Annotated in this window: 22 protein-coding genes and 1 pseudogene; 7 read left to right on the top strand and 16 right to left on the bottom strand. The window is 55.8% G+C overall.

Translation table 11 applies throughout. The features are described from left to right. Positions 1-46 precede the first annotated feature (46 nt). Positions 47-1276, top strand: coding sequence for an acyl-CoA dehydrogenase (locus ACR0KS_RS14425; protein WP_170566587.1), 1230 nt, complete (start codon positions 47-49; stop codon positions 1274-1276). A gap of 118 nt (positions 1277-1394) precedes the next feature. Further along, positions 1395-1562 (top strand): SDR family NAD(P)-dependent oxidoreductase, encoded by a 168-nt coding sequence (locus ACR0KS_RS14420; RefSeq protein WP_170566589.1) that lies wholly within the window; start codon positions 1395-1397, stop codon positions 1560-1562. 82 nt (positions 1563-1644) lie between these two features. Here the strand turns inward: ACR0KS_RS14420 and ACR0KS_RS14415 are convergent, their stop codons facing one another. Both ACR0KS_RS14415 and ACR0KS_RS14410 read right to left on the bottom strand, forming a co-directional pair. Continuing rightward, positions 1645-2514: an acyl-CoA thioesterase gene (locus tag ACR0KS_RS14415; RefSeq protein WP_170566591.1), complete on the bottom strand. Its 870-nt coding sequence runs from the start codon at positions 2512-2514 to the stop codon at positions 1645-1647. A gap of 49 nt (positions 2515-2563) precedes the next feature. Beyond that, the gene (locus ACR0KS_RS14410) at positions 2564-3781 is read right to left on the bottom strand and encodes a serine hydrolase domain-containing protein (RefSeq protein ID WP_170566593.1); all 1218 of its coding nucleotides are present in this window, start codon (positions 3779-3781) and stop codon (positions 2564-2566) included. 197 nt (positions 3782-3978) lie between these two features. Between ACR0KS_RS14410 and ACR0KS_RS14405 the strand changes: the two genes are divergently transcribed. After that, complete coding sequence (locus ACR0KS_RS14405) at positions 3979-4584, top strand: 2-hydroxychromene-2-carboxylate isomerase (protein ID WP_170566596.1); 606 nt, start codon at positions 3979-3981, stop codon at positions 4582-4584. Here the strand turns inward: ACR0KS_RS14405 and ACR0KS_RS14400 are convergent, their stop codons facing one another. Continuing rightward, positions 4585-5622 (bottom strand): phosphotransferase family protein, encoded by a 1038-nt coding sequence (locus ACR0KS_RS14400; protein WP_170566605.1) that lies wholly within the window; start codon positions 5620-5622, stop codon positions 4585-4587. Positions 5623-5646: 24 nt separating this feature from the next. Further along, positions 5647-6465: an SDR family oxidoreductase gene (locus tag ACR0KS_RS14395; RefSeq protein WP_170485426.1), complete on the bottom strand. Its 819-nt coding sequence runs from the start codon at positions 6463-6465 to the stop codon at positions 5647-5649. 155 nt (positions 6466-6620) lie between these two features. On the opposite strand from ACR0KS_RS14395, the gene ACR0KS_RS14390 reads away from it, so the two are divergent. From ACR0KS_RS14390 to ACR0KS_RS14380, 3 genes are all read left to right on the top strand, one after another. Then, the gene (locus tag ACR0KS_RS14390) at positions 6621-7625 is read left to right on the top strand and encodes an NADPH:quinone oxidoreductase family protein (protein WP_170566607.1); all 1005 of its coding nucleotides are present in this window, start codon (positions 6621-6623) and stop codon (positions 7623-7625) included. 124 nt (positions 7626-7749) lie between these two features. Continuing rightward, positions 7750-8199, top strand: coding sequence for a type II 3-dehydroquinate dehydratase (gene aroQ / locus ACR0KS_RS14385; protein WP_170485430.1), 450 nt, complete (start codon positions 7750-7752; stop codon positions 8197-8199). Further along, a complete protein-coding gene (locus tag ACR0KS_RS14380) occupies positions 8196-8951 on the top strand; it encodes a LuxR family transcriptional regulator (RefSeq protein WP_170388350.1) in 756 nt (251 codons plus the stop codon). The genes aroQ and ACR0KS_RS14380 overlap by 4 nt, the downstream gene beginning before the upstream one ends. 375 nt (positions 8952-9326) lie before the next feature. Here ACR0KS_RS14380 and tsf read toward each other — a convergent pair whose 3' ends face one another. The 5 genes from tsf to ACR0KS_RS14355 form a co-directional block, all read right to left on the bottom strand. Next, positions 9327-10202, bottom strand: coding sequence for a translation elongation factor Ts (gene tsf / locus ACR0KS_RS14375; RefSeq protein ID WP_170388352.1), 876 nt, complete (start codon positions 10200-10202; stop codon positions 9327-9329). A gap of 77 nt (positions 10203-10279) precedes the next feature. Beyond that, a complete protein-coding gene (gene rpsB, locus ACR0KS_RS14370; protein ID WP_170388354.1) occupies positions 10280-11071 on the bottom strand; it encodes a 30S ribosomal protein S2 in 792 nt (263 codons plus the stop codon). Between the two features lie 166 nt (positions 11072-11237). After that, the gene (gene olsA, locus ACR0KS_RS14365) at positions 11238-12074 is read right to left on the bottom strand and encodes a lyso-ornithine lipid O-acyltransferase (RefSeq protein WP_170566609.1); all 837 of its coding nucleotides are present in this window, start codon (positions 12072-12074) and stop codon (positions 11238-11240) included. Positions 12075-12078: 4 nt separating this feature from the next. Next, entirely contained in the window at positions 12079-12834 is a 756-nt protein-coding gene (olsB, locus tag ACR0KS_RS14360; RefSeq protein WP_170566611.1) for an L-ornithine N(alpha)-acyltransferase, read from the bottom strand. A 98-nt stretch (positions 12835-12932) separates the two neighbouring features. Beyond that, the gene (locus tag ACR0KS_RS14355) at positions 12933-13115 is read right to left on the bottom strand and encodes a DUF3553 domain-containing protein (protein ID WP_170566613.1); all 183 of its coding nucleotides are present in this window, start codon (positions 13113-13115) and stop codon (positions 12933-12935) included. Between the two features lie 43 nt (positions 13116-13158). Between ACR0KS_RS14355 and ACR0KS_RS14350 the strand changes: the two are divergent. Next, a pseudogene (locus tag ACR0KS_RS14350) lies at positions 13159-13741 on the top strand (histidine phosphotransferase family protein). Here ACR0KS_RS14350 and ACR0KS_RS14345 read toward each other — a convergent pair. From ACR0KS_RS14345 to ACR0KS_RS14315, 7 genes are all read right to left on the bottom strand, one after another. Continuing rightward, positions 13738-15000 (bottom strand): glutamate-5-semialdehyde dehydrogenase, encoded by a 1263-nt coding sequence (locus ACR0KS_RS14345; RefSeq protein WP_170566615.1) that lies wholly within the window; start codon positions 14998-15000, stop codon positions 13738-13740. The pseudogene ACR0KS_RS14350 and the gene ACR0KS_RS14345 sit on opposite strands and share 4 nt — an antisense overlap. Before the next feature lie 19 nt (positions 15001-15019). Next, positions 15020-16126: a glutamate 5-kinase gene (gene proB, locus ACR0KS_RS14340; RefSeq protein WP_170566617.1), complete on the bottom strand. Its 1107-nt coding sequence runs from the start codon at positions 16124-16126 to the stop codon at positions 15020-15022. Further along, a complete protein-coding gene (gene obgE, locus ACR0KS_RS14335) occupies positions 16114-17148 on the bottom strand; it encodes a GTPase ObgE (RefSeq protein WP_170388368.1) in 1035 nt (344 codons plus the stop codon). The genes proB and obgE overlap by 13 nt, the downstream gene beginning before the upstream one ends. A 37-nt stretch (positions 17149-17185) precedes the next feature. Then, entirely contained in the window at positions 17186-17722 is a 537-nt protein-coding gene (locus ACR0KS_RS14330) for a GNAT family N-acetyltransferase (RefSeq protein WP_170388370.1), read from the bottom strand. Next, a complete protein-coding gene (locus tag ACR0KS_RS14325) occupies positions 17719-17877 on the bottom strand; it encodes a hypothetical protein (protein WP_170566619.1) in 159 nt (52 codons plus the stop codon). The genes ACR0KS_RS14330 and ACR0KS_RS14325 overlap by 4 nt, the downstream gene beginning before the upstream one ends. A gap of 93 nt (positions 17878-17970) precedes the next feature. Continuing rightward, a complete protein-coding gene (gene rpmA, locus ACR0KS_RS14320) occupies positions 17971-18240 on the bottom strand; it encodes a 50S ribosomal protein L27 (protein WP_010440093.1) in 270 nt (89 codons plus the stop codon). An 11-nt stretch (positions 18241-18251) separates the two neighbouring features. After that, positions 18252-18869, bottom strand: a complete 618-nt coding sequence (locus ACR0KS_RS14315; RefSeq protein ID WP_170566621.1) for a 50S ribosomal protein L21 — start codon at positions 18867-18869, stop codon at positions 18252-18254. Positions 18870-18921: the final 52 nt, after the last annotated feature.

Here is an 18921-nt window from a genome sequence, read left to right as displayed (position 1 = left end):
ACCGACAGGTTAGTTTGCGCCCAAGAAAATTGAGCGGAGACAGACCATGAACGCCCCTGATACAAAGCCGACCCTGCGTGCCAAAGATGCTCCGGACTTGGGTCAATTCGCTTGGGACGATCCGTTCCGTCTGTCAGATCAGTTGACAGAAGACGAGCGTATGATCGCGGCAAGTGCACAGGCATACGCACAAGAAAAGCTTCAACCAAGGGTTACAAACGCGTTTCAAAACGAAGAAACCGATCCTGAAATCTTTCGGGAAATGGGTGAAATGGGCCTTTTGGGAACCACTATCCCCGAAGAATACGGTGGATTGGGCGGTGGATACGTGTCGTATGGATTGGTCGCCCGCGAGGTCGAGCGCGTGGATTCCGGTTATCGGTCGATGATGTCGGTCCAAAGCTCGTTGGTCATGTACCCGATCTATGCGTATGGCAGCGAGGAACAGCGCCGGAAATACCTGCCCAAACTTGCCAGCGGAGAATGGATTGGTTGTTTTGGTTTGACCGAACCGGACGCTGGTTCTGATCCGGCGGGCATGAAAACCCGAGCCGAGAAGATTGACGGCGGCTATCGGCTGACTGGCAGCAAAATGTGGATATCGAACTCTCCGATTGCGGATGTCTTCGTGATCTGGGCCAAGTCCGATGCGCACGATGGTAAAATTCGTGGTTTCGTTCTGGACAAAGGTCTCAAGGGACTGAGTGCTCCGAAAATCCAAAACAAGATGAGCTTGCGCGCGTCGATCACTGGCGAGATCGTTTTGGATAGTGTCGAGGTGGGCGAGGGCGCGTTGCTCCCTCATGTTCAAGGTTTGAAAGGCCCGTTTGGGTGTCTGAACCGCGCTCGGTACGGAATTAGCTGGGGTGCCATGGGCGCGGCCGAAGCGTGCTGGCACGGTGCACGTCAATACGGGCTGGATCGGAAACAGTTCAACAAGCCTTTGGCCCAAACTCAACTGTTCCAGCGCAAGCTGGCTGACATGCAGACCGAGATTGCTTTGGGCTTGCAAGGAAGTTTGCGCGTTGGCCGTCTGATGGATCAGGCCGAAGCAGCGCCCGAGATGATCTCGATTGTCAAACGCAACAATTGCGGCAAGGCGCTTGAAATTGCGCGCATGGCCCGAGACATGCACGGCGGCAACGGTATCTCGCTGGAATTCCAAGTGATCCGGCACATGGTCAATCTTGAAACTGTGAACACCTATGAAGGCACCCATGACGTTCATGCGTTGATCCTGGGACGGGCACAGACCGGATTACAGGCGTTTTACTGATCCCGTCAATAAGTCGTGTAATCGGTATTATGGTAAAAAATGTGATTAGCTAACTTTAGCTTTTCACGTTTTACCAGTGCTTTAGGATTACTTCCTGACCACAATGCCGAGGTGAAAAATGGAACTGCGCGGAAAAACGATTGTTGTCACTGGCGCCGCTGGAGGCATCGGCAAAGGTCTTGCAGAACGCTTTGCTCGTGAAAACGCGACTGTAGTTTGCGCGGACATTGATCAAGCTGGTGCAGATGCCATAGCCCAATCAACCTTCCGCATCCCCAAGTTCTGAACTACATGCAGGTCAAAGCTGGCGACTACGAGCGCTGGCTAGGCGGGATGTGTTTGTTAAATCAGAAGTTTATTGAAGGAACTTAACGGGATTTCTGCGTTTTCCGCATCAACCCTTCCTGGGCGACCGATGCGACCAGAGTTCCGTCTTCCGAGTATATCGAGCCACGGTTAAAGTTGCGCCCTCGTCCGCTCCAGGGTGCATCCATCGCGTACATGTGCCATTTCTCAAAACGTACCGGCGCATGAAACCATAGCGCATGATCCAGGCTCGCGCCGTTGACATCCCCCGAGAACCAGCTCAGCCCGTGTGGGCGCAAGCCAGAGCTTAGCAAGTACATGTCCGAGGCATATGTCAAAAGCAATTGTTGTGTAACTTCATCAACTTGTGATGCGGAGTTCATGCGAAACCAGATTTGATTGCGGTCATCTGATTGTTCGGGTGTCAACGGGTGTAAATGACTGACTTCGCGAACTTCTATTGGTCGTTCTCGTTTCAGTTCGCCGTGCAGTTTGGCTGGGACTTCGTCAAGATACCTGTCGCGCAGCTCGTCTCGAGAAGGATATTGTTCGGGCTTTTCAAGGCTTGGCATAGCGTGCTGATGATCCCAGCCTTCATCCATCACATGAAACGAAGCGGACATGTTCAGTATTTGTTTGCCATGCTGTATCGCAACAACACGCCGGGTCGTGAAGGAGCCTCCATCTCGTGCTCTATCAACTTGATAAATAACGGGAATAGATGGGTCGCCGGGTCGAATGAAATACGCGTGCAAAGAGTGGCACAACCGGTCGTCAACGGTACGGTACGCAGCCGCAAGCGCCTGAGCGACTACCTGCCCGCCAAAAATTCTCGTGGGGGTTTCACCGCCTGAACCGACACCGCGATACAGGTCAACTTCCAGCCTTTCGACGTTCAAAAGGTCAAGAAGGATGCGTTCTGCCTCAGTCATGCGGTGTCTCCGGCTGTGTGTCGGAAGGGGCCTATCAGCACAGTCCGGGTCATTCAATCATTGCCCCATGAACAAGAGCCTTCAATTCGGAACGCGATGGGTAAGAACTGGAAGGTGACAGTTGGGTGAAAAATACGACGGTCAGGTCATTTACCCGATCAATCCAAAAGAAAGTCGAGGCCATACCACCCCAACTGAAATCTCCGATGGACCCCGGAGTGCGTGTCCTGCCGGGGTTCAACACGACCGCTCCACCAAGACCGAAACCCATCCCCTCCATTGGTTGTTCGGCAAAACTCTGAGGTCCCATGGATGCAATGTCTCCGGGCAAGTGGTTTTGCAGCATGTAATCGACGGTCTTTGATCCCAGTAAGCGGTGACCGTTGCCCTGCCCCCGATTACGAAGCATCTCGGCAAACTTGGCGTAGTCGTCGATCGTTCCTACCAGCCCTCCACCGCCTGAAAAGGTCGTTGCATGCTCGAAAGGGGATTTGCCGAGGTGATCCACCAAGCGCAGGGTTTGGGCACCCTTCTCGGCCGAGTTCAGCGCCATCGCGTCCCCGGACAGCGGCGTGTAGAGGGACGCAAACCGATCCCCTGCCCCGACAGGCACCGAAAAGTCTGTTTCATGCATCCCCAACGGTTCAAATATCTGCGTGCGGGAGAACTGGTCGAGTGTCTGGCCGGACACGACTTCGATAACGCGGCCCAATACATCAATTCCAACGGAGTATTCCCAGCGGGTACCGGGCTGAAACGCCAATGGCAGCTTTGCAAGATCGATGACGCGGTCCTTCAAAAGCCCCTGCCTTGGTCCGAAGATCATATCCTGATCATCCATAGCCGCAGGCAGCACTCCGGGATTGAAAGGATAACTGAAGCCGCTTGTGTGGGTCAGGATTTGATGCAGCGTCGGAGGTGTCGATGCCTCAGTCTGATCTATCCGCGACGCGCCTTTGACTAAGGCGCGTGAATTTTTGAATTCAGGAATAAAATCAGATATCTGCGCGTCCAAGTGAAACAAGCCACGCTCGGCCAGCATCATAAGGGCGACTGATGTCACAGGTTTTGTCATCGAGTAGATGCGGGCGATCGTATCGCGTTCAAATGGCAGTTTGTTTTCAACACTTCTGAGGCCCGCCGAGTGGAAGAACACCTCAGATCCACGATGCAGAACCAACAATGAACTACCCGCGTATTTTTCTTCGTCAACATAGCGCCGCATCCAATCACGGATGCGGTCCAGCCGCGTTTCATCAAATTTCATCTGACTGCCCATCGGTTCTTGAAAACTTTGAATGTATCGAAGTGACTTTGCGATCCCTTGAGCCAAAATGACAGAGAAAACGGCGTTTTCTCCCATTGTCGTACTTTGATCGCGCCCGCCTGCTACAATGTTAGAGAAAGAGAATCGGTTCGTCGTGGCGAGTGTGTGGTTGAAAACTGCCATTTGGGGAGAAGAAGATGCCGCAAGCTGTAGATTTCTTTTATGATTTTTGCAGTCCCAACGCGTTTCTGGCGCACAAGGTCTTGCCTGACGTTGCTGCTCGGCACGGGGTCGAGATCAACTATGTTCCGGTGCTCTTGGCTACGGTTTTCAAGGCAACGCATAATCAGAACCCGTTTCAGGCGTTTTCAGAAATCCGCCAAAAGTCTGCTTATCTGACCCATGATCTTCATCGGTATGCCAGACGCCGTGGGCTTAGCTTCCATATAAGTCCGCACCATCCGGTCAATACCAAGTTTGCGATGCGCGGCGCTATATTCGCGCGTGGAAAAGCATGGGAAAACAATTATGTAGATGCCATATTTGATGCAATCTGGGTTCACGGTCAAAAAGTTGATGAGATCAATGTTCTCGCAGATATCCTGCAAGAGAACGAATTGCCGGTTCGTAAGCTTCGAGAAGCTATGACTGGAGTTGAGGTGAAACAGCGGCTCAAGGATCAGACGAAAGCCGCTGTTAGAAAAGGCGTATTTGGCGTGCCTACCTTTTTCGCAGGTTCCGAGATGTTCTTTGGCAAAAACAGCCTTGGGAACTTGGAGCTTGAGCTGCCAAGTTCATCCTGATCAATCGTTTTCAGCCGAAACCAGAGCGGCGAGACCGTACTGAGCGAACATTGGGACGAATGCCCCTAACCTTTGCGCGCGCTTCGGATCAGAAGCATTTCCATCCAGCGACCGTTTAAAAACTCCCTGTAGGATGGCGGCCATGCGGAAGAAGTTGAAGGCCAGGTAGAACCCGAAGTTATCGATCCCGGAAATGCCCCTTCTTTGACAATACCGATCGATAAACTCTTGATCTGACGGCAAACCCAAAGATGCCCGATCAATGCCGGCCAGCCCTCGTCCTTCTTTTCCCGGTGGCATCTGCCATTGCATTATGACGGCTGCCAGATCGGCGTAAGGGTGGCCGATGGTCGACAATTCCCAATCCAGAACACCGATGCAGCGGGTTCCGTTTTGTTCAAACATCATGTTGTCGATCCGATAGTCACCGTGAACCAGAGTTCGCTGACCGTCATCTGCGGGGATCGCGCTTTCCAACTTTGTGATTAGCGTGTCCATTTCCTCAATGGTTCTGGTCTCCGAGGCCCGGTATTGCTTTGTCCACCGTGCGACCTGACGCTCAAAATAGTTCCCTGGCGGTCCGAAGTCCGACAGCCCGACAGCATCAATGTCAACCATATGCAACTCTGCCAACACGCGGTTCATCTCATCAAACACGTCAGTTCGGGTCTGATTTGTCTCACCGTCCATGGTCGGCTCAAGGAAACTGCGCCCTTCAAGTCGTTCCATTATGTAAAATGCAGAGCCGATGACGCTGTCATCCTCGCACAGAAGATACATCTTTGGCACGGGCACGTTGCTTTCGGCAAGCGCACTTTGAACGCGAAACTCGCGATCAACCGCGTGGGCTGATTTCAGCAGAACCCCTGGTGGCTTGCGGCGCAGAACGTATGACTTCGCCGGTGTCCGCAACTCGAACGTTGGGTTAGACTGTCCGACGTCGAACTTTGTTGCGTCCAGCGGCCCTTGATAGCCCTCAAGATGAGCGTTCAGGTAGCTGTCCACCGCTGCCAGGTCCAGATTTGCTTTGTCCGTCATTCCTGTTCCCATTGCAGCGCGTTCCTATTGTGCCCCGGCAAAAATATTTCCAGCCGTCACGACATTGATGCCGCCCGAAACCGGTATGACAGCGCCGGTAACATAGCTTCCGCCGCGGCCGCACAGAAACAGCATGCAGCCAGCAATATCTTCATCGCAACCAACGCGGCCCAGAGGGACGGTTTTGCCTACTTTTTTCCGCAGCGTCTCATCCCCTGTCGCAAACGCCGTCATACGAGAGACAAACGGACCCGGTGCCAGCGCGTTTACGGTGATATTATAGGGAGACAGCTCTTTCGCCATGATTTTTGTCAGATGCAGCACAGCCGCCTTTGAGGCCGCGTAACTGTAGGCACCGTCACCCATCGGGACCTCACCCATCACCGACCCGACATTGACAACGCGCGCCGGATCGTCTGCGGAACCTGACTTCATAAGTATGGGCAGAAGTTTCTGAGTTAGATCGAAAATTCCGGCGACATTGACGGACATCACTTTGTCCCAGGCTTCGTATGGAAACTGGCCCATCGGCGCACCCCACGAAACACCAGCGTTATTCATCAGAATATCAAGGCGATCTGTCCGGTTGTTAATCTCGGAAACCATGGCCTCTACGCCTTCTTTGGTTCCAACGTCCCCTCCGAAACCTTCGGCGCTGCCAGGAGCATCCAGTGCGTTCAACTCGTCGGCCACTGCTTCGCAGGCTTCGCTTTTACGAGAGGCAATCAGAACATGCGCGCCTGCCCTTACCAGAGCTTCAGCGGCCATTCGACCTATTCCGGTTGCACCGCCAGTGACGAGTGCGGTTTTACCCTGCAGCGAAAATAACGTTTCGGGGGTCATGGTTTTTACCTCGGTGTTTTCTGTATGGCGCGCATAGGTCGAGATCCCCTCCAGCCTTGCACCCTTCACTAAAGTGCGCGGAGTTGGTTTCTTGACAACAGTTTCTGCAGCGCCAAAGTTCCTCCTGACCGAATAACAGGGATAACGGAACCAACATGCAAGCATTACTCAGCGTCGCTCCTGGGGGACCAGAAACTTTGGAACTGACCACCCTGCCCGACCCGGAACCCAAGAAGGGTGAATTGCTGGTTGGGATTCGGGCCGCAGGCGTGAACTTTCCTGATACCCTGATGATCCGGGACCTGTATCAGATTAAACCACCCAGACCATTTGCACCGGGCGGAGAGATCGCGGGCGAAGTGCTGGCGGTCGGCGAAGGTGTTACCGGATTCGACGTTGGTGATCGTGTTTTGGCGCTGACTGGCCACGGAGGGTTTGCAACTCATCTGCGGATCAAAGCCGCCACTGCGGTCAAATTCCCTGCGTTGATGCCTTTTGAGGATGCGGCGTGTTTCATTTTTACCTACGGCACGTCTTACCACGCGCTCAAGGACCGCGCGAACGTTCAGGCGGATGAAACCGTCCTGATACTGGGCGCTGCCGGTGGCGTCGGAACTGCCGCCATCGAATTGAGCAAGGCTATGGGCGCCAGGGTGATCGCCGCAGTTTCATCTGACGAAAAAGCAGAGTTCTGCCGCCAGATCGGAGCGGATGAAACCATCGTGTATTCGCACACGATGGACCGGGATGCGCAAAAGGCATTGTCTGCTGAAATCAAGACATTGGCCGGACCTAACGGAGTCGATATCGTCTACGACGCTGTGGGTGGAGACTATGCCGAACCCGCACTGCGCAGTATGGCGTGGAATGGCCGGTATCTGGTTGTTGGGTTCCCGGCAGGTATTCCCAAGATTCCGCTTAATCTGCCACTGCTCAAAGGCTGTCAGATTGTTGGCGTTTTCTGGGGCGCTTCGGTATTTCGTGACCCGTCCGGGCACGCAGAAAATGTCAAAGAATTGTTCGACTTATACGGCAAAGGCGCGATCAGACCGCAGATCAGCGCAAAATTTCCACTGGACCGTGCCGCCGAAGCGCTGACGATGCTGGCGGATCGAACAGCCCTGGGCAAAGTGGTGATTTCAATGCCGGAAAGCTCGTGAGATCGAAACCTGAGTTGAACGAAGACGGCGTGCGGGGTGTTTCTCGTGCGCCTGAAATTTGCACCGGTGGTAGACATCCCCACCTTTTCGCGTTTATGAACCTGTAAACGGGAACAGTGAGAAAATGCACAAAGCTCTGATTTTAAACGGCCCGAACCTCAATCTTCTGGGTACTCGGCAGCCAGAGGTTTACGGCAGCACGACACTGGAGATGGTCGAGCATTTGTGCGTGAAACACGGCAAATCTGTTGGTCTGGACGTGTCTCATTTTCAATCAAACCACGAAGGTCAGTTGATTGATGCAATTCACGTGGCCAAGGACACCCAACACGGCATCGTCCTGAACGCCGGGGCGTACACGCATACGTCTATCGCGCTAATGGACGCCATTGCGTCGGTGGAGTTGCCAGTGGTGGAAGTGCACTTGTCCAACATCCACGCGCGTGAGAGCTTTCGACACACCTCGTATATTGCGCGCGTGGCGATCGGGCAAATTTGCGGTTTCGGGGCGCAAAGCTATGTGTTGGCTCTGGATGCGTTGTCCGCTCATTTGAACGCAAGGGCTTCTGCATGAAGCTGCATGAGTATCTCCATTTCCTCAGTTACACCAAAACGCTCGAGGAACTTTGGGATGCTCATTGCAGGCAAATGGCCGAGTATGGTTTTCATCGGCTGCTCTACGGTTTCACACGCTTTAGGACTGAAACGTCGCTGGGCGATCCAGAGGACTTTGTAATTCTAACCAACCACGGCAAGGACTATTTGGATGGGTTCCTGCGGGACGGCCTGTATTTCAACGCTCCGATGTTGAAATGGGCGCTGCAGAACGAAGGTGCCGCTAGTTGGAAAATTACACAGGACATGATGGTGGACGGAACCCTTACGGAACACGAACGCAAAGTTGTCGAGTTCAATCGTTCCAAGGGTGTTGTGGCTGGCTATACCGTCAGCTTCAATTCGGTCTCTATGCGCTCGAAGGGCGCGATTTCACTGTCTGGCTGCGGTTCGCGCACTCAGGAAGAAGTTGACGAGGTGTGGGCCGAGCATGGCGAAGACATCCTGTTGATGAACAACGTCGCGCATCTCAAGATTTTGACCCTGCCCTACAATGCCCCTAACCGTGCGCTGACCAAGCGGCAGCGCGAGGCGCTGGAATGGGTCGGCGACGGAAAGACGACACAGGACATTGCCCTGCTGATGGGGCTGACTGCAGCGACGGTTGAAAAGCATCTGAGGCTCGCGCGAGAGTCGTTGGCGGTGGAAACGACGGCTCAGGCTGTGCTCAAGGCGTCATTGCAGAACCAGATGTTCATCATGGAAGCGTAGCCCGCCAAATTTTGACGCTGCTCTGCGTCAATTTACCTTAGGTAAGGAAAACATGACTTCCCGAATCTGAGCATTTGGTTGCACAGTGTTAATGTTCCGTGAGTGGTGGCTTTAGCCTGGGAACGTTTGGTCGGATCTTTGCAATAACAAAGCTCTCTGATCGCTCTGGCACAGGGGCGTCTATTCGTCCACGTACCTTTGTCGGAAATCATGGGGGGCCTCGACCATCCCCATCATGCGGGGCCCCTCATTCTATCCAATGAGCATTGGACACTTTGGTGTCCTTTTTTATTTGCGCAAACAAAAGGCCGGCTACGCAGTGCGTGGCCGGCCTCTGTAATGAACTCAGAACCCAAACGGGATCTGAGATCGAATTTAGCCCTGAGCGGCTTTGGCAACTTCGGCTGCGAAGTCTTCTTTTTCGACAACGATGCCTTCGCCAACTTCCAGACGGATAAAGCCGGTGATGGTTGCGCCTGCTTCCTTCGCTGCCGCTTCAACGGTCAGATCAGGGTTCACAACGAACTGCTGGTTCAGCAGGGTCGATTCCGCCACGAATTTCTTCATGCGGCCTTCGATCATCTTCTCGATCACCTGCTCCGGCTTGCCGGATTCGCGGGCGATGTCCATTTGAACCTGCTTTTCCTTTTCGACAACAGCCGAGTCCATGTCCGCCTCGGACAAAGCTGCCGGGTTCACAGCCGCGATATGCATCGCAATCTGCTTACCGATCGCTTCGTCACCACCGGTCAGAGCAACCAGAACGCCGATTTTACCCATGCCGTTGGTTGCAGCATTGTGGACGTAGGACACAACGGTGTCGCCCGACAGCTTGGCCATGCGGCGTACCGACATGTTTTCGCCAATGGTTGCGATCTTGTCGGTCAAAGTGTCCGCGACGTTCTTGCCGCCCAGATCAGCAGCCAGCAGAGCTTCGACATTGTCGACGCCTTCGGCTGCGTATGCGATCTTGCCTACCATTTCCTGGAATTCGGCGTTTTTCGCGACGAAATCAGTTTCCGAGTTTACTTCGACTGCAACACCGTTGCCGCCATCGACGTGGACTGCAACCAGACCTTCGGCTGCGGTACGACCCGATTTCTTGGCTGCTTTTGCAAGACCCTTGGTGCGCAGCCAGTCAACGGCTTCTTCCATGTTGCCGCCGGTTTCGGTCAGCGCTTTTTTCGCGTCCATCATGCCTGCGCCGGTCGAGTCGCGCAGTTCTTTTACCATTGCTGCTGTGATTGCCATCTTTTGGCTCTCCTCAATTCAAACGGAATTGGGGCAGGTCATACCCTGCCCCATATGTCATTTACGTGACGGGCAGCTTACGCTTCGGCAGGAGTTTCTGCGTCGGCGGGCGCTTCTTCTGCAACGGCTTCTTCAACCGGAGCTTCTTCAAACTCACCCAGGTCAACACCTGCGGCGCCCAGCTGCGCGGTCATACCGTCCAGAGCGGCACGAGCGGCCAGGTCGCAGTACAGCGAGATCGCGCGGGCTGCGTCGTCGTTGCCAGGGATGATGTAGTCAACACCATCGGGCGAGCAGTTGGTGTCGACAATAGCCACAACCGGGATACCCAGCTTGTTGGCTTCGGCGATGGCCAGTGCTTCTTTTTTGACGTCGATGACGAACAGCAGGTCAGGAACGCCGCCCATCTCGCGGATACCGCCCAGCGAGGCTTGCAGCTTCTGCTGGTCACGCTCCATGCCCAGACGCTCTTTCTTGGTCAGACCTTCTGCGCCGGATTCCATGGCTTCGTCGATCTGGTTCAGACGGTTGATCGACTGGGAAACGGTTTTCCAGTTGGTCAGAGTGCCGCCCAGCCAGCGGTGGTTCATGTAGTACTGAGCCGACTTTTCAGCCGCTTCAGCGATCGGGCCAGCGGCCTGACGCTTGGTACCAACGAACAGAACGCGGCCACCTTTTGCGACGGTGTCACGAACGGCCTGCAGAGCCTGATCCAGCATCGGAACGGTCTGGGTCAGGTCCATGATATGGATGCCATTACGCGAGCCGTAGATGAACGGGCCCATGCGGGGATTCCAACGCTGTGTCTGGTGACCAAAGTGAACGCCAGCTTCCAGCAGCTGACGCATGGTGAACTCGGGAAGAGCCATGCTATTTTCCTTTTCCGGTTTACGCCTGGGCGGGGGTGAAAGAAGCGGATGCTCCAACCGGCGGTCTTGATGAGGATGTCTCCCTCAAAAAGGCCAAACCCCGCCTGCGGGTTTTAATGGCGCGCGTATACGGCAGGTTTAGAAGCAGCGCAAGAGGCTTTTGCCCTTATTTTTCAAGCTGCGCCAGACTATGCGCATGACGGACCGCTGCTTCGCAATGAGCAGCCAGCTCCTTGCGGTTGGCAAAATCGCTGACCTTTGCCGGAGCGTGATAGATCAGCTCGATCGACCCCTGTCGCCGTGCCCCGAGTGTTTTCAGCAGGTGCGGTCCAAAATCCATGTCGCCCCACCATCCGTAAAACCTGTTCGGCTCGCCTTGAGGTGCATGATAGACAACTGAAACCGGCTGCACGTACATGAAATCACGCAGTTCATCGGTAAAGAACGCGGCAAAGAGCGTTGTTTTGAAAGGTAAAACGCGCAGACCATCCGTCGAGGTTCCTTCCGGAAAGAACAGCAACTTGTGACCGGCGGCCAAACGTTCTTGAAACAGAAGAGTCTGTTCGCGCGCTTTCTTGCGATCCCGTTCAATGAAAACCGTGCCGGTTGCGCGGGCGAGCCATCCGATACCGGGCCATTTTGCGACCTCTGCTTTCGACACGAAATACACTCTTTTGCGCGCATTCAGCGAAAAGATGTCCAACCAGGATGAGTGATTTGCCACAACCGCCCCGCGTTGCGTCATCAACTCACCTGATGTTTCAAAGCCAATGCTAAGAATACGCAGTGCATTTCGGCAGACGAACTGCGTGATGAACGGAGTTACCGGGCGGCGCAGTCCAAAGAAGGGAATTTCAATCAGACGAATGACAAGCAGGATGGTTAAACCACCAAGCAGCAAAACGATCAAAGGTACACCACGCAGGATCGCAAGTGCCCAGCCCGAAATGCCAAGCTCGATGGGGTCTGGGGCATCTTCGCTGTGCCAGGACGAGTCACTCAACGCTTTAAGCTCCGCTATAAATACGCCGTTGGCGTTCGTTCATGCGCGCCGTATCGAGGATCAGGCACACGTCTGTAGTGTTAAAGGCGTGGTCAATGAACGCCCCCTCGCCCACGAACCCGCCCAGCCGCAGATAGGCTTTGATCAAGGCGGGCACCTGAACCATAGCCGCGCGGCGGTCCAGCGCGTCCGGGGCGACCAGATCCATCGACTCAAACACTTCGGGCTGCGCCCGGACCCTTAAGTCTGGCGGGGCGAGATGGTTGTGATGCAGCATGGACAGAGGCTGCGCCAGAGCCTGCACATCGGTGCCGTGAAAACTGGCAACACCGAACAGCACCTCGATCTGGCGTTCTGCCACATACGTCGCCAGACCATTCCACAGATGATACATCGCCGTACCGCCGCGATAGTCGGGATGAAGGCAGGACCGCCCCAGTTCCAACAGCTTGCGCCCGCTGTCTTTCAGGACAGTCACATCATATTCGTCTTCGGAATAAAATTGCCCCAATTCTGCGGCACGTTCGCCCGGTAACAGCCTGTAAACGCCCACAGTTTCGCCTGTCTGGTCGTCGATCGCCAGCATGTGGTCGAAATAGGGATCGAACTTGTCGCGCTCCAGTCCGGCGTCGTGATCCACCATCTCTCCGCCGCCGCCCAGCTCGCGCACGAAAACGTCATAGCGAAGCCGTTGCGCTGCGTGCAGTTCGGCGTCGGTCTCGGCGAGTTTGACGGTGAAGGATGGGCCTGCGTCCGGCATCTGAGGTTCCGTGTTGTTTCAGGGCTGATACCGCAGGTGCCGGGGGGATGGCAACATAAGGCGCGAGCGACCGCGCGTTAACCTTTCCTAAACCAGTTTCACGGATCAAAGACAGGCATCAGGGCGATGCGCGATCCGTCAATCACCACTTTCCCCTGCTCGCGGAAGTTTACGGTGATCTTGCCGCCGATATTGGACTGCACCTGTCCAATGCCCCAATCGGGGAAATCAGGGTGGCGGACATACATGCCCGGTGCAAGAATGGTATTGAGGTCTGACATGACTGGGCTCCGGGTCCGGCGGCAGATACAGCAGGAGGTACGCATGAGCGCCACAGACGTCAACCTGGCCGAGCTGATCGGCTCGCGCATCTGTCACGATCTTATCAGCCCAATCGGGGCGATCACCAACGGTCTGGAACTGCTTGAGATGGTTGGCGGCACCCAAGGTCCCGAGATGGAGCTGATCGCAGGCAGTGTCGGAAGCGCCGGGGCGCGGATACGCTTTTTTCGAGTGGCCTTCGGGTCCGCAGGTGAACAGCCCCTTGGACGTGCTGAAGTGGCAGAGCTGCTGAAGGATGTGGAAAAAGCAGGCCGAGTACTTGACTGAGGCGGTGCCCCGAAATCAAGTCAAATTGGCGTTTTTGGCCTTGATGTGTTGTGAAAGCGCAATGCCATTTGGTGGAGACGTGACCATCTTGGGTGATGGCCGCAACTGGTCGGTAACTGGCGTCGGCGACAAGTTGAACCTAGACAGCGATCTTTGGAAAAACCTGCCGACGGGTCGTTTCTCAAACAAAGTAACCCCGGCACATGTGCAGTTCGCCCTTCTACCGGACGCAGCGGTTGCAATGAGGCGGCGGGTTGCTGTGGATACCACCTCAACCCGCATCGTGATCCGGTTCTAGCCGCGGACAGTCCCGTTCCCGCGGACCAGATATTTGAAACTGGTTAGCTGAGCCGCACCAACTGGGCCACGCGCATGCATTTTGCCTGTGGCAATCCCGATTTCGGCGCCCATTCCGAACTCCCCTCCATCGGCGAATTGGGTCGAGGCGTTGTGCATCAGAATCGCGCTGTCGAGACGTTCAAAGAACCGATCTGCAGCGGTCTGATCCTCGGTGATGATGCAATCCGTATGGTTCGAGCCGAATTCACGGATGTGAGCGATTGCAGCATCGATGCTCTGTACGGGTTTGGCGGCAATGATGCTGTCCAGGAACTCTTTGCCCCAATCCTCAGCGGTTGCGTCAATAGTGCCCGGGGTAGCCAGAGAGCCCTCTGCGTGAACCTCGACACCTGCCGCCAGTAGTGCTTGGATAACGCTTTGACCCAATGTCTCGGCGATATCTTCATGAACGAGCAGGCATTCTGCAGCACCGCAAATTCCAGTGCGCCGCGTTTTGGCGTTCAGGACAACATCCAGTGTTTTCTGCAAATCCGCAGCTTTGTCGACATAGATGTGCACGATCCCCTCGAGATGCGCAAAGACGGGTACGCGGGCTTCCCGTTGCACCAGCCCAACCAGCCCTTTACCGCCGCGCGGGACAATCACGTCGACATAGTCGGTCATCCGCAATAATTCCTGCACAGCCGCCCTGTCCCGTGTGGGGACCAACTGAATGGCGTCTTCGGGCAGGTTTGCGGCCTTCAACCCTTCGACCAGACAGGCATGGATTGCGCCCGAAGAGTGAAAGCTCTCGGACCCGCCGCGCAGGATCACGGCATTCCCTGATTTCAGACACAGGGCACCGGCATCTGCTGTCACGTTCGGGCGGCTTTCATAGATCACACCGATAACGCCAAGCGGTGTGCGCACACGCTGAATGTTGAGGCCGGACGCCATGTCCCATTCGGAAAGAACCTCACCAACCGGGTCAGTCTGATCAGCCACTGTGCGCAGCCCTTCGACCATGCCCTGTACGCGGGCTTCGTCCAGCATCAGGCGGTCCATCATGGCAGGGCTCAGACCCTTTTCGCGCCCGAACTCAAGGTCTTTCTTGTTGGCCTCGATGATGTCCGCACGACGCGCCCATACAGCGTCAGCCGCAGCGATCAGGGCGGCATGTTTACGCTCGGCACTCGCAAAGGCCAGTTCGGACGACGCGGCCTTCGCCCGCGCACCGAGATCAGCCATCAGGGCGGGAATGCTGTCAAAATCCTTCATCTTTCGTGCCTTTCTTTTCTTACAGCGCCAGATCGTCCCGGTGGATCAGAACGGCGCGGCCCGGATAGCCTAGCGTCGCCTCGATCTCGGAAGACTTGCGCCCCTTGATTGCATCCGCCTCTTGCGCGGTATAGCGGCTGAGCCCTTGCGCCAAGCGTCGCGCCTGTGGGTCGATGATCGCCACTGGGTCACCGCGTCCAAAATCGCCGGTCACTTCGACAATACCCGCCGGAAGCAGGCTTTTGCCATTGCCAAGGGCCTTCGCTGCACCCGCATCCACCACGATCTCACCGCGCGGTTTCATCGCCGAAATCCAGCGTTTGCGCGCCGCGTGCGGGTCAACTGTTGCCGTGAACCATGTGCAATTCGCCCCGCTTTCCAGCATTTTCAACGGGTTCAAAGGTGATCCTTCGGTGATCGCCATGCCACAGCCTGCCGCCGTCGCCATCTTAGCGGCCAGCAGTTTGGTCTTCATACCACCTTTGGACAGACCCGAACCGGCATCACCCGCCATCTCCTCAATCTCAGGAGTGATTTCCTCGATCACGTCATAGCGCGTGGCCGAGGCATCCTGAACCGGGTTGCCGGTGTAGAACCCGTCAACGTCCGATAGCAGGATCAGTTGATCCGCGCCGACTGTGACAGCGATCTGGGCGGCAAGGCGGTCATTGTCTCCATATCGGATCTCATCCGTGGCGACTGTATCGTTTTCGTTGACAATCGGTACGACGCCCAGCCCCAATAGGGTTTCAAGCGTGGCGCGTGAGTTCAGATAGCGGCGGCGATCTGCACTGTCCTCAAGGGTAACCAGAACCTGTGCAGTTGTAATCTTGTGCGGCGTCAGCGCCTCTTCATACGCGCGGGCAAGGCGAATTTGACCTACCGCAGCGGCTGCCTGAGATTGCTCAAGCGGCAACGTATCCATCGGCAGGTCCAATACACCCCGACCCAAAGCGATGGACCCAGAGGACACCAAGATAACATCCGTCCCCTGCCCTTTGAGCCACGCAACATCCTGCGCCAGTGAGTGAAGCCAGTCTGACCGTAGCAAACCAGTGGTGCGGTCCACCAGCAAAGCAGACCCGATTTTCACAACAAGACGTTTGGCGGCACTTAGGGTTGCCAAGGCTGCGCCTCCTCAGCGGGTTTCTGGCGCACCCGATTGTCGTCAATCTGCGCACGCAACGCGCGGAGAACCTCGGTCACGCCCAGATGTGCGACACCCGACATGGTCATGACGGGACCACCGACAGCTTCTTCCAGCGCGGCCTTGGCCAGCGCGCGTTCCTCATCATCCAGCGCGTCGACCTTGTTCAACACGGTGATCCGAGGTTTCTCGGCCAGTTCACCGCCGTATGCCTCAAGTTCATGAATGATGGTGCGGTAATCTTCGGCCACGGTTTCCGAGGTGCCGTCGACCAGATGTAGCAACACGGCGCAACGTTCGACATGGCCCAGAAAACGGTCGCCAATGCCGCGCCCTTCATGCGCACCTTCGATCAAGCCGGGGATATCAGCGACAACAAATTCGACGTTATCAACGCCCACAACGCCCAGATTGGGGTGCAGGGTCGTGAAAGGGTAGTCCGCAATCTTCGGTCGCGCGTTCGAGGTGGCCGCCAGAAAGGTTGACTTGCCCGCATTGGGCATCCCCAGCAGACCCACATCAGCGATCAGCTTCAGCCGCAGCCAGATTGTGCGGTCGATCCCCGCTTGCCCTGGATTGGCGCGGCGCGGTGCCTGGTTGGTGGCCGATTTGAAATGCAGGTTACCGAACCCGCCATTGCCGCCCTTGGCCAGCAACACGCGCTGCCCAACCTCGGTCAGGTCGCAGATGACGGTCTCTTCGTCCTCATCCAGAATCTCGGTGCCGACGGGCACGCGCAGGACGATGTCATCACCATCCTTGCCCGTGCGCTGTTGACCACGACCCGGCTGACCGTTCTTGGCAAAGAAGTGCTGCTGATAGCGGAAGTCGATCAGGGTGTTCAGCCCGTCCACAACTTCGGCCCAGACCGAGCCCCCTTTGCCGCCGTCTCCGCCATCGGGTCCGCCGTATTCAATGTACTTTTCACGCCGAAAGCTGACGCAGCCGCCACCTCCGGCCCCGGACCGGATGTAGACCTTTGCAAGATCGAGAAATTTCATGACTGTCCCCTAATGCAAAGGCCCCATCGACCACAAGTCAGAGTTTTTTACTGTACGTCCAGGTGGGCACGTTCGCATCACGCGCCACCGAATAGCTTTCTGCATCGCCAAGGTATTCAAACCCGCAATGCGTGAGTACCCGAGCCGACGCCGGATTGTCCTGAAACACACTTGCGAACATTGATGTGTTCTCCAACGGGTTGGCGTCGACCAGAGCTTCAACTGCAAGGGACGCGATTCCGGTGTTCCAGTAAATTGGCGCGACCCAATACCCGACTTCGGACTGGTTTCGATCCAAACGTTTTAAAGAGATTAGGCCGATCAGTTCAGGGCCGTCATCCTTGATGGCGTCCATGACCCAGACATCTTCCTCCCGATCGTCTGCCATGGAACGTGTCACAAACGCCTCGACCGAGCCGGGCGCCAGCGGGTGCGCGATGCTGGTTGTCATCCGCGCCACGCGCTCATCACCTGCATAGTGTTCAATGAGACCCATATCCGACCGGCGCAGTGGGCGCAGGTCGAACCGCTCGGTTTCAATGACCGGCTGATTTATAATTGTCTCAAGCTTCATAAGTGCGTTCCTCCTCCGAACAACACGTAAACCACGGACGCGACAGCAAAACCGACGAACGTCCACATCAGATATTTTCTGCCCAGACCAAGTTCAACCGCATGGGCAATCCGGTCTTGGGCAAGGCTTGGAATATTGCTTGTCGAGTTGGTCATCCGGGTCACTGGTCAAAACTTCGTAAAAACGAGAAAGGGGACCGGCATTTTCTGCCGGTCCCCCATTTATTTCTAAACCTTTAGGGTTTCGGCTTACTCTGCGGCCTCCGCCACTGGCAGGACCGAAATAAAGGTGCGGTTCTTGAGTCCCTTGTGGAACTTCACGGCGCCATCAACAGTTGCAAAGATGGTGTGATCTTTGCCCATGCCCACGCCTTCGCCCGGCCAGAACTTGGTGCCGCGCTGACGCACGATGATGTTGCCTGCGATGGCTGCTTGGCCACCATAGAGTTTCACGCCAAGGCGGCGACCCGCTGAGTCGCGACCGTTACGGGAGGAACCGCCAGCTTTTTTATGTGCCATTCTCTCTCTCCTTAGCCTTGAGCCAGCTCTTTGGCTTGCTCAACCCATTCGGGCTTCACTTTGATGGTGTCGATAGCAGCAATCTGTTCGTCCGACAAGGCGGCCAGAGCTGCAAAGCTCTCGATACCTGCGTCGTTCAGCTTTTTGGCAGCGGCGGGGCCGACACCGTTCAGCTTGGTCAGATCGTCAGCGGCAGCAGCAGCGGCGGGTGCCTCTGCTTTGGCTTCAGCTTTCTTGGCAGGCTTTTTCGCTGCAGGTGCAGCTTCGCCAGCCGGTGCCGAACCGGTTGCAGCCTTGATGCCCGACTTGTCAGCGCCCGACGACAGGATGTCGGTGATCTTGACCAGAGTCAGTTTCTGACGGTGGCCAACGGTACGCTTCGAGCTGTGCTTACGACGGCGCTTGACGAACTTGATGACCTTGTCACCTTTGATCTGTTCGATCACTTCGGCCTGTACGCCTGCGCCTTCAACGAAAGGTGCGCCAACAACCGGAGCGTCGCCGCCCAGCATCAGAACATCGTTGAATTGAACTTTTTCACCTGCGTCGGCAGCCAGCTTTTCAACGCGGAGCACGTCGCCCGCCTGAACCTTGTACTGCTTGCCGCCAGTCTTGAGGACCGCAAACATTGCGTCTTTCCTTTGTCTAACCGCGTTCTGTGGTCCCCTTGCGGGTGTTTTG

Source organism: Ruegeria sp. BC7 (genome assembly GCF_056539165.1).
Note: the sequence above shows the minus strand (reverse complement) of the source record. Positions and strands in the feature narration are given on the sequence as shown.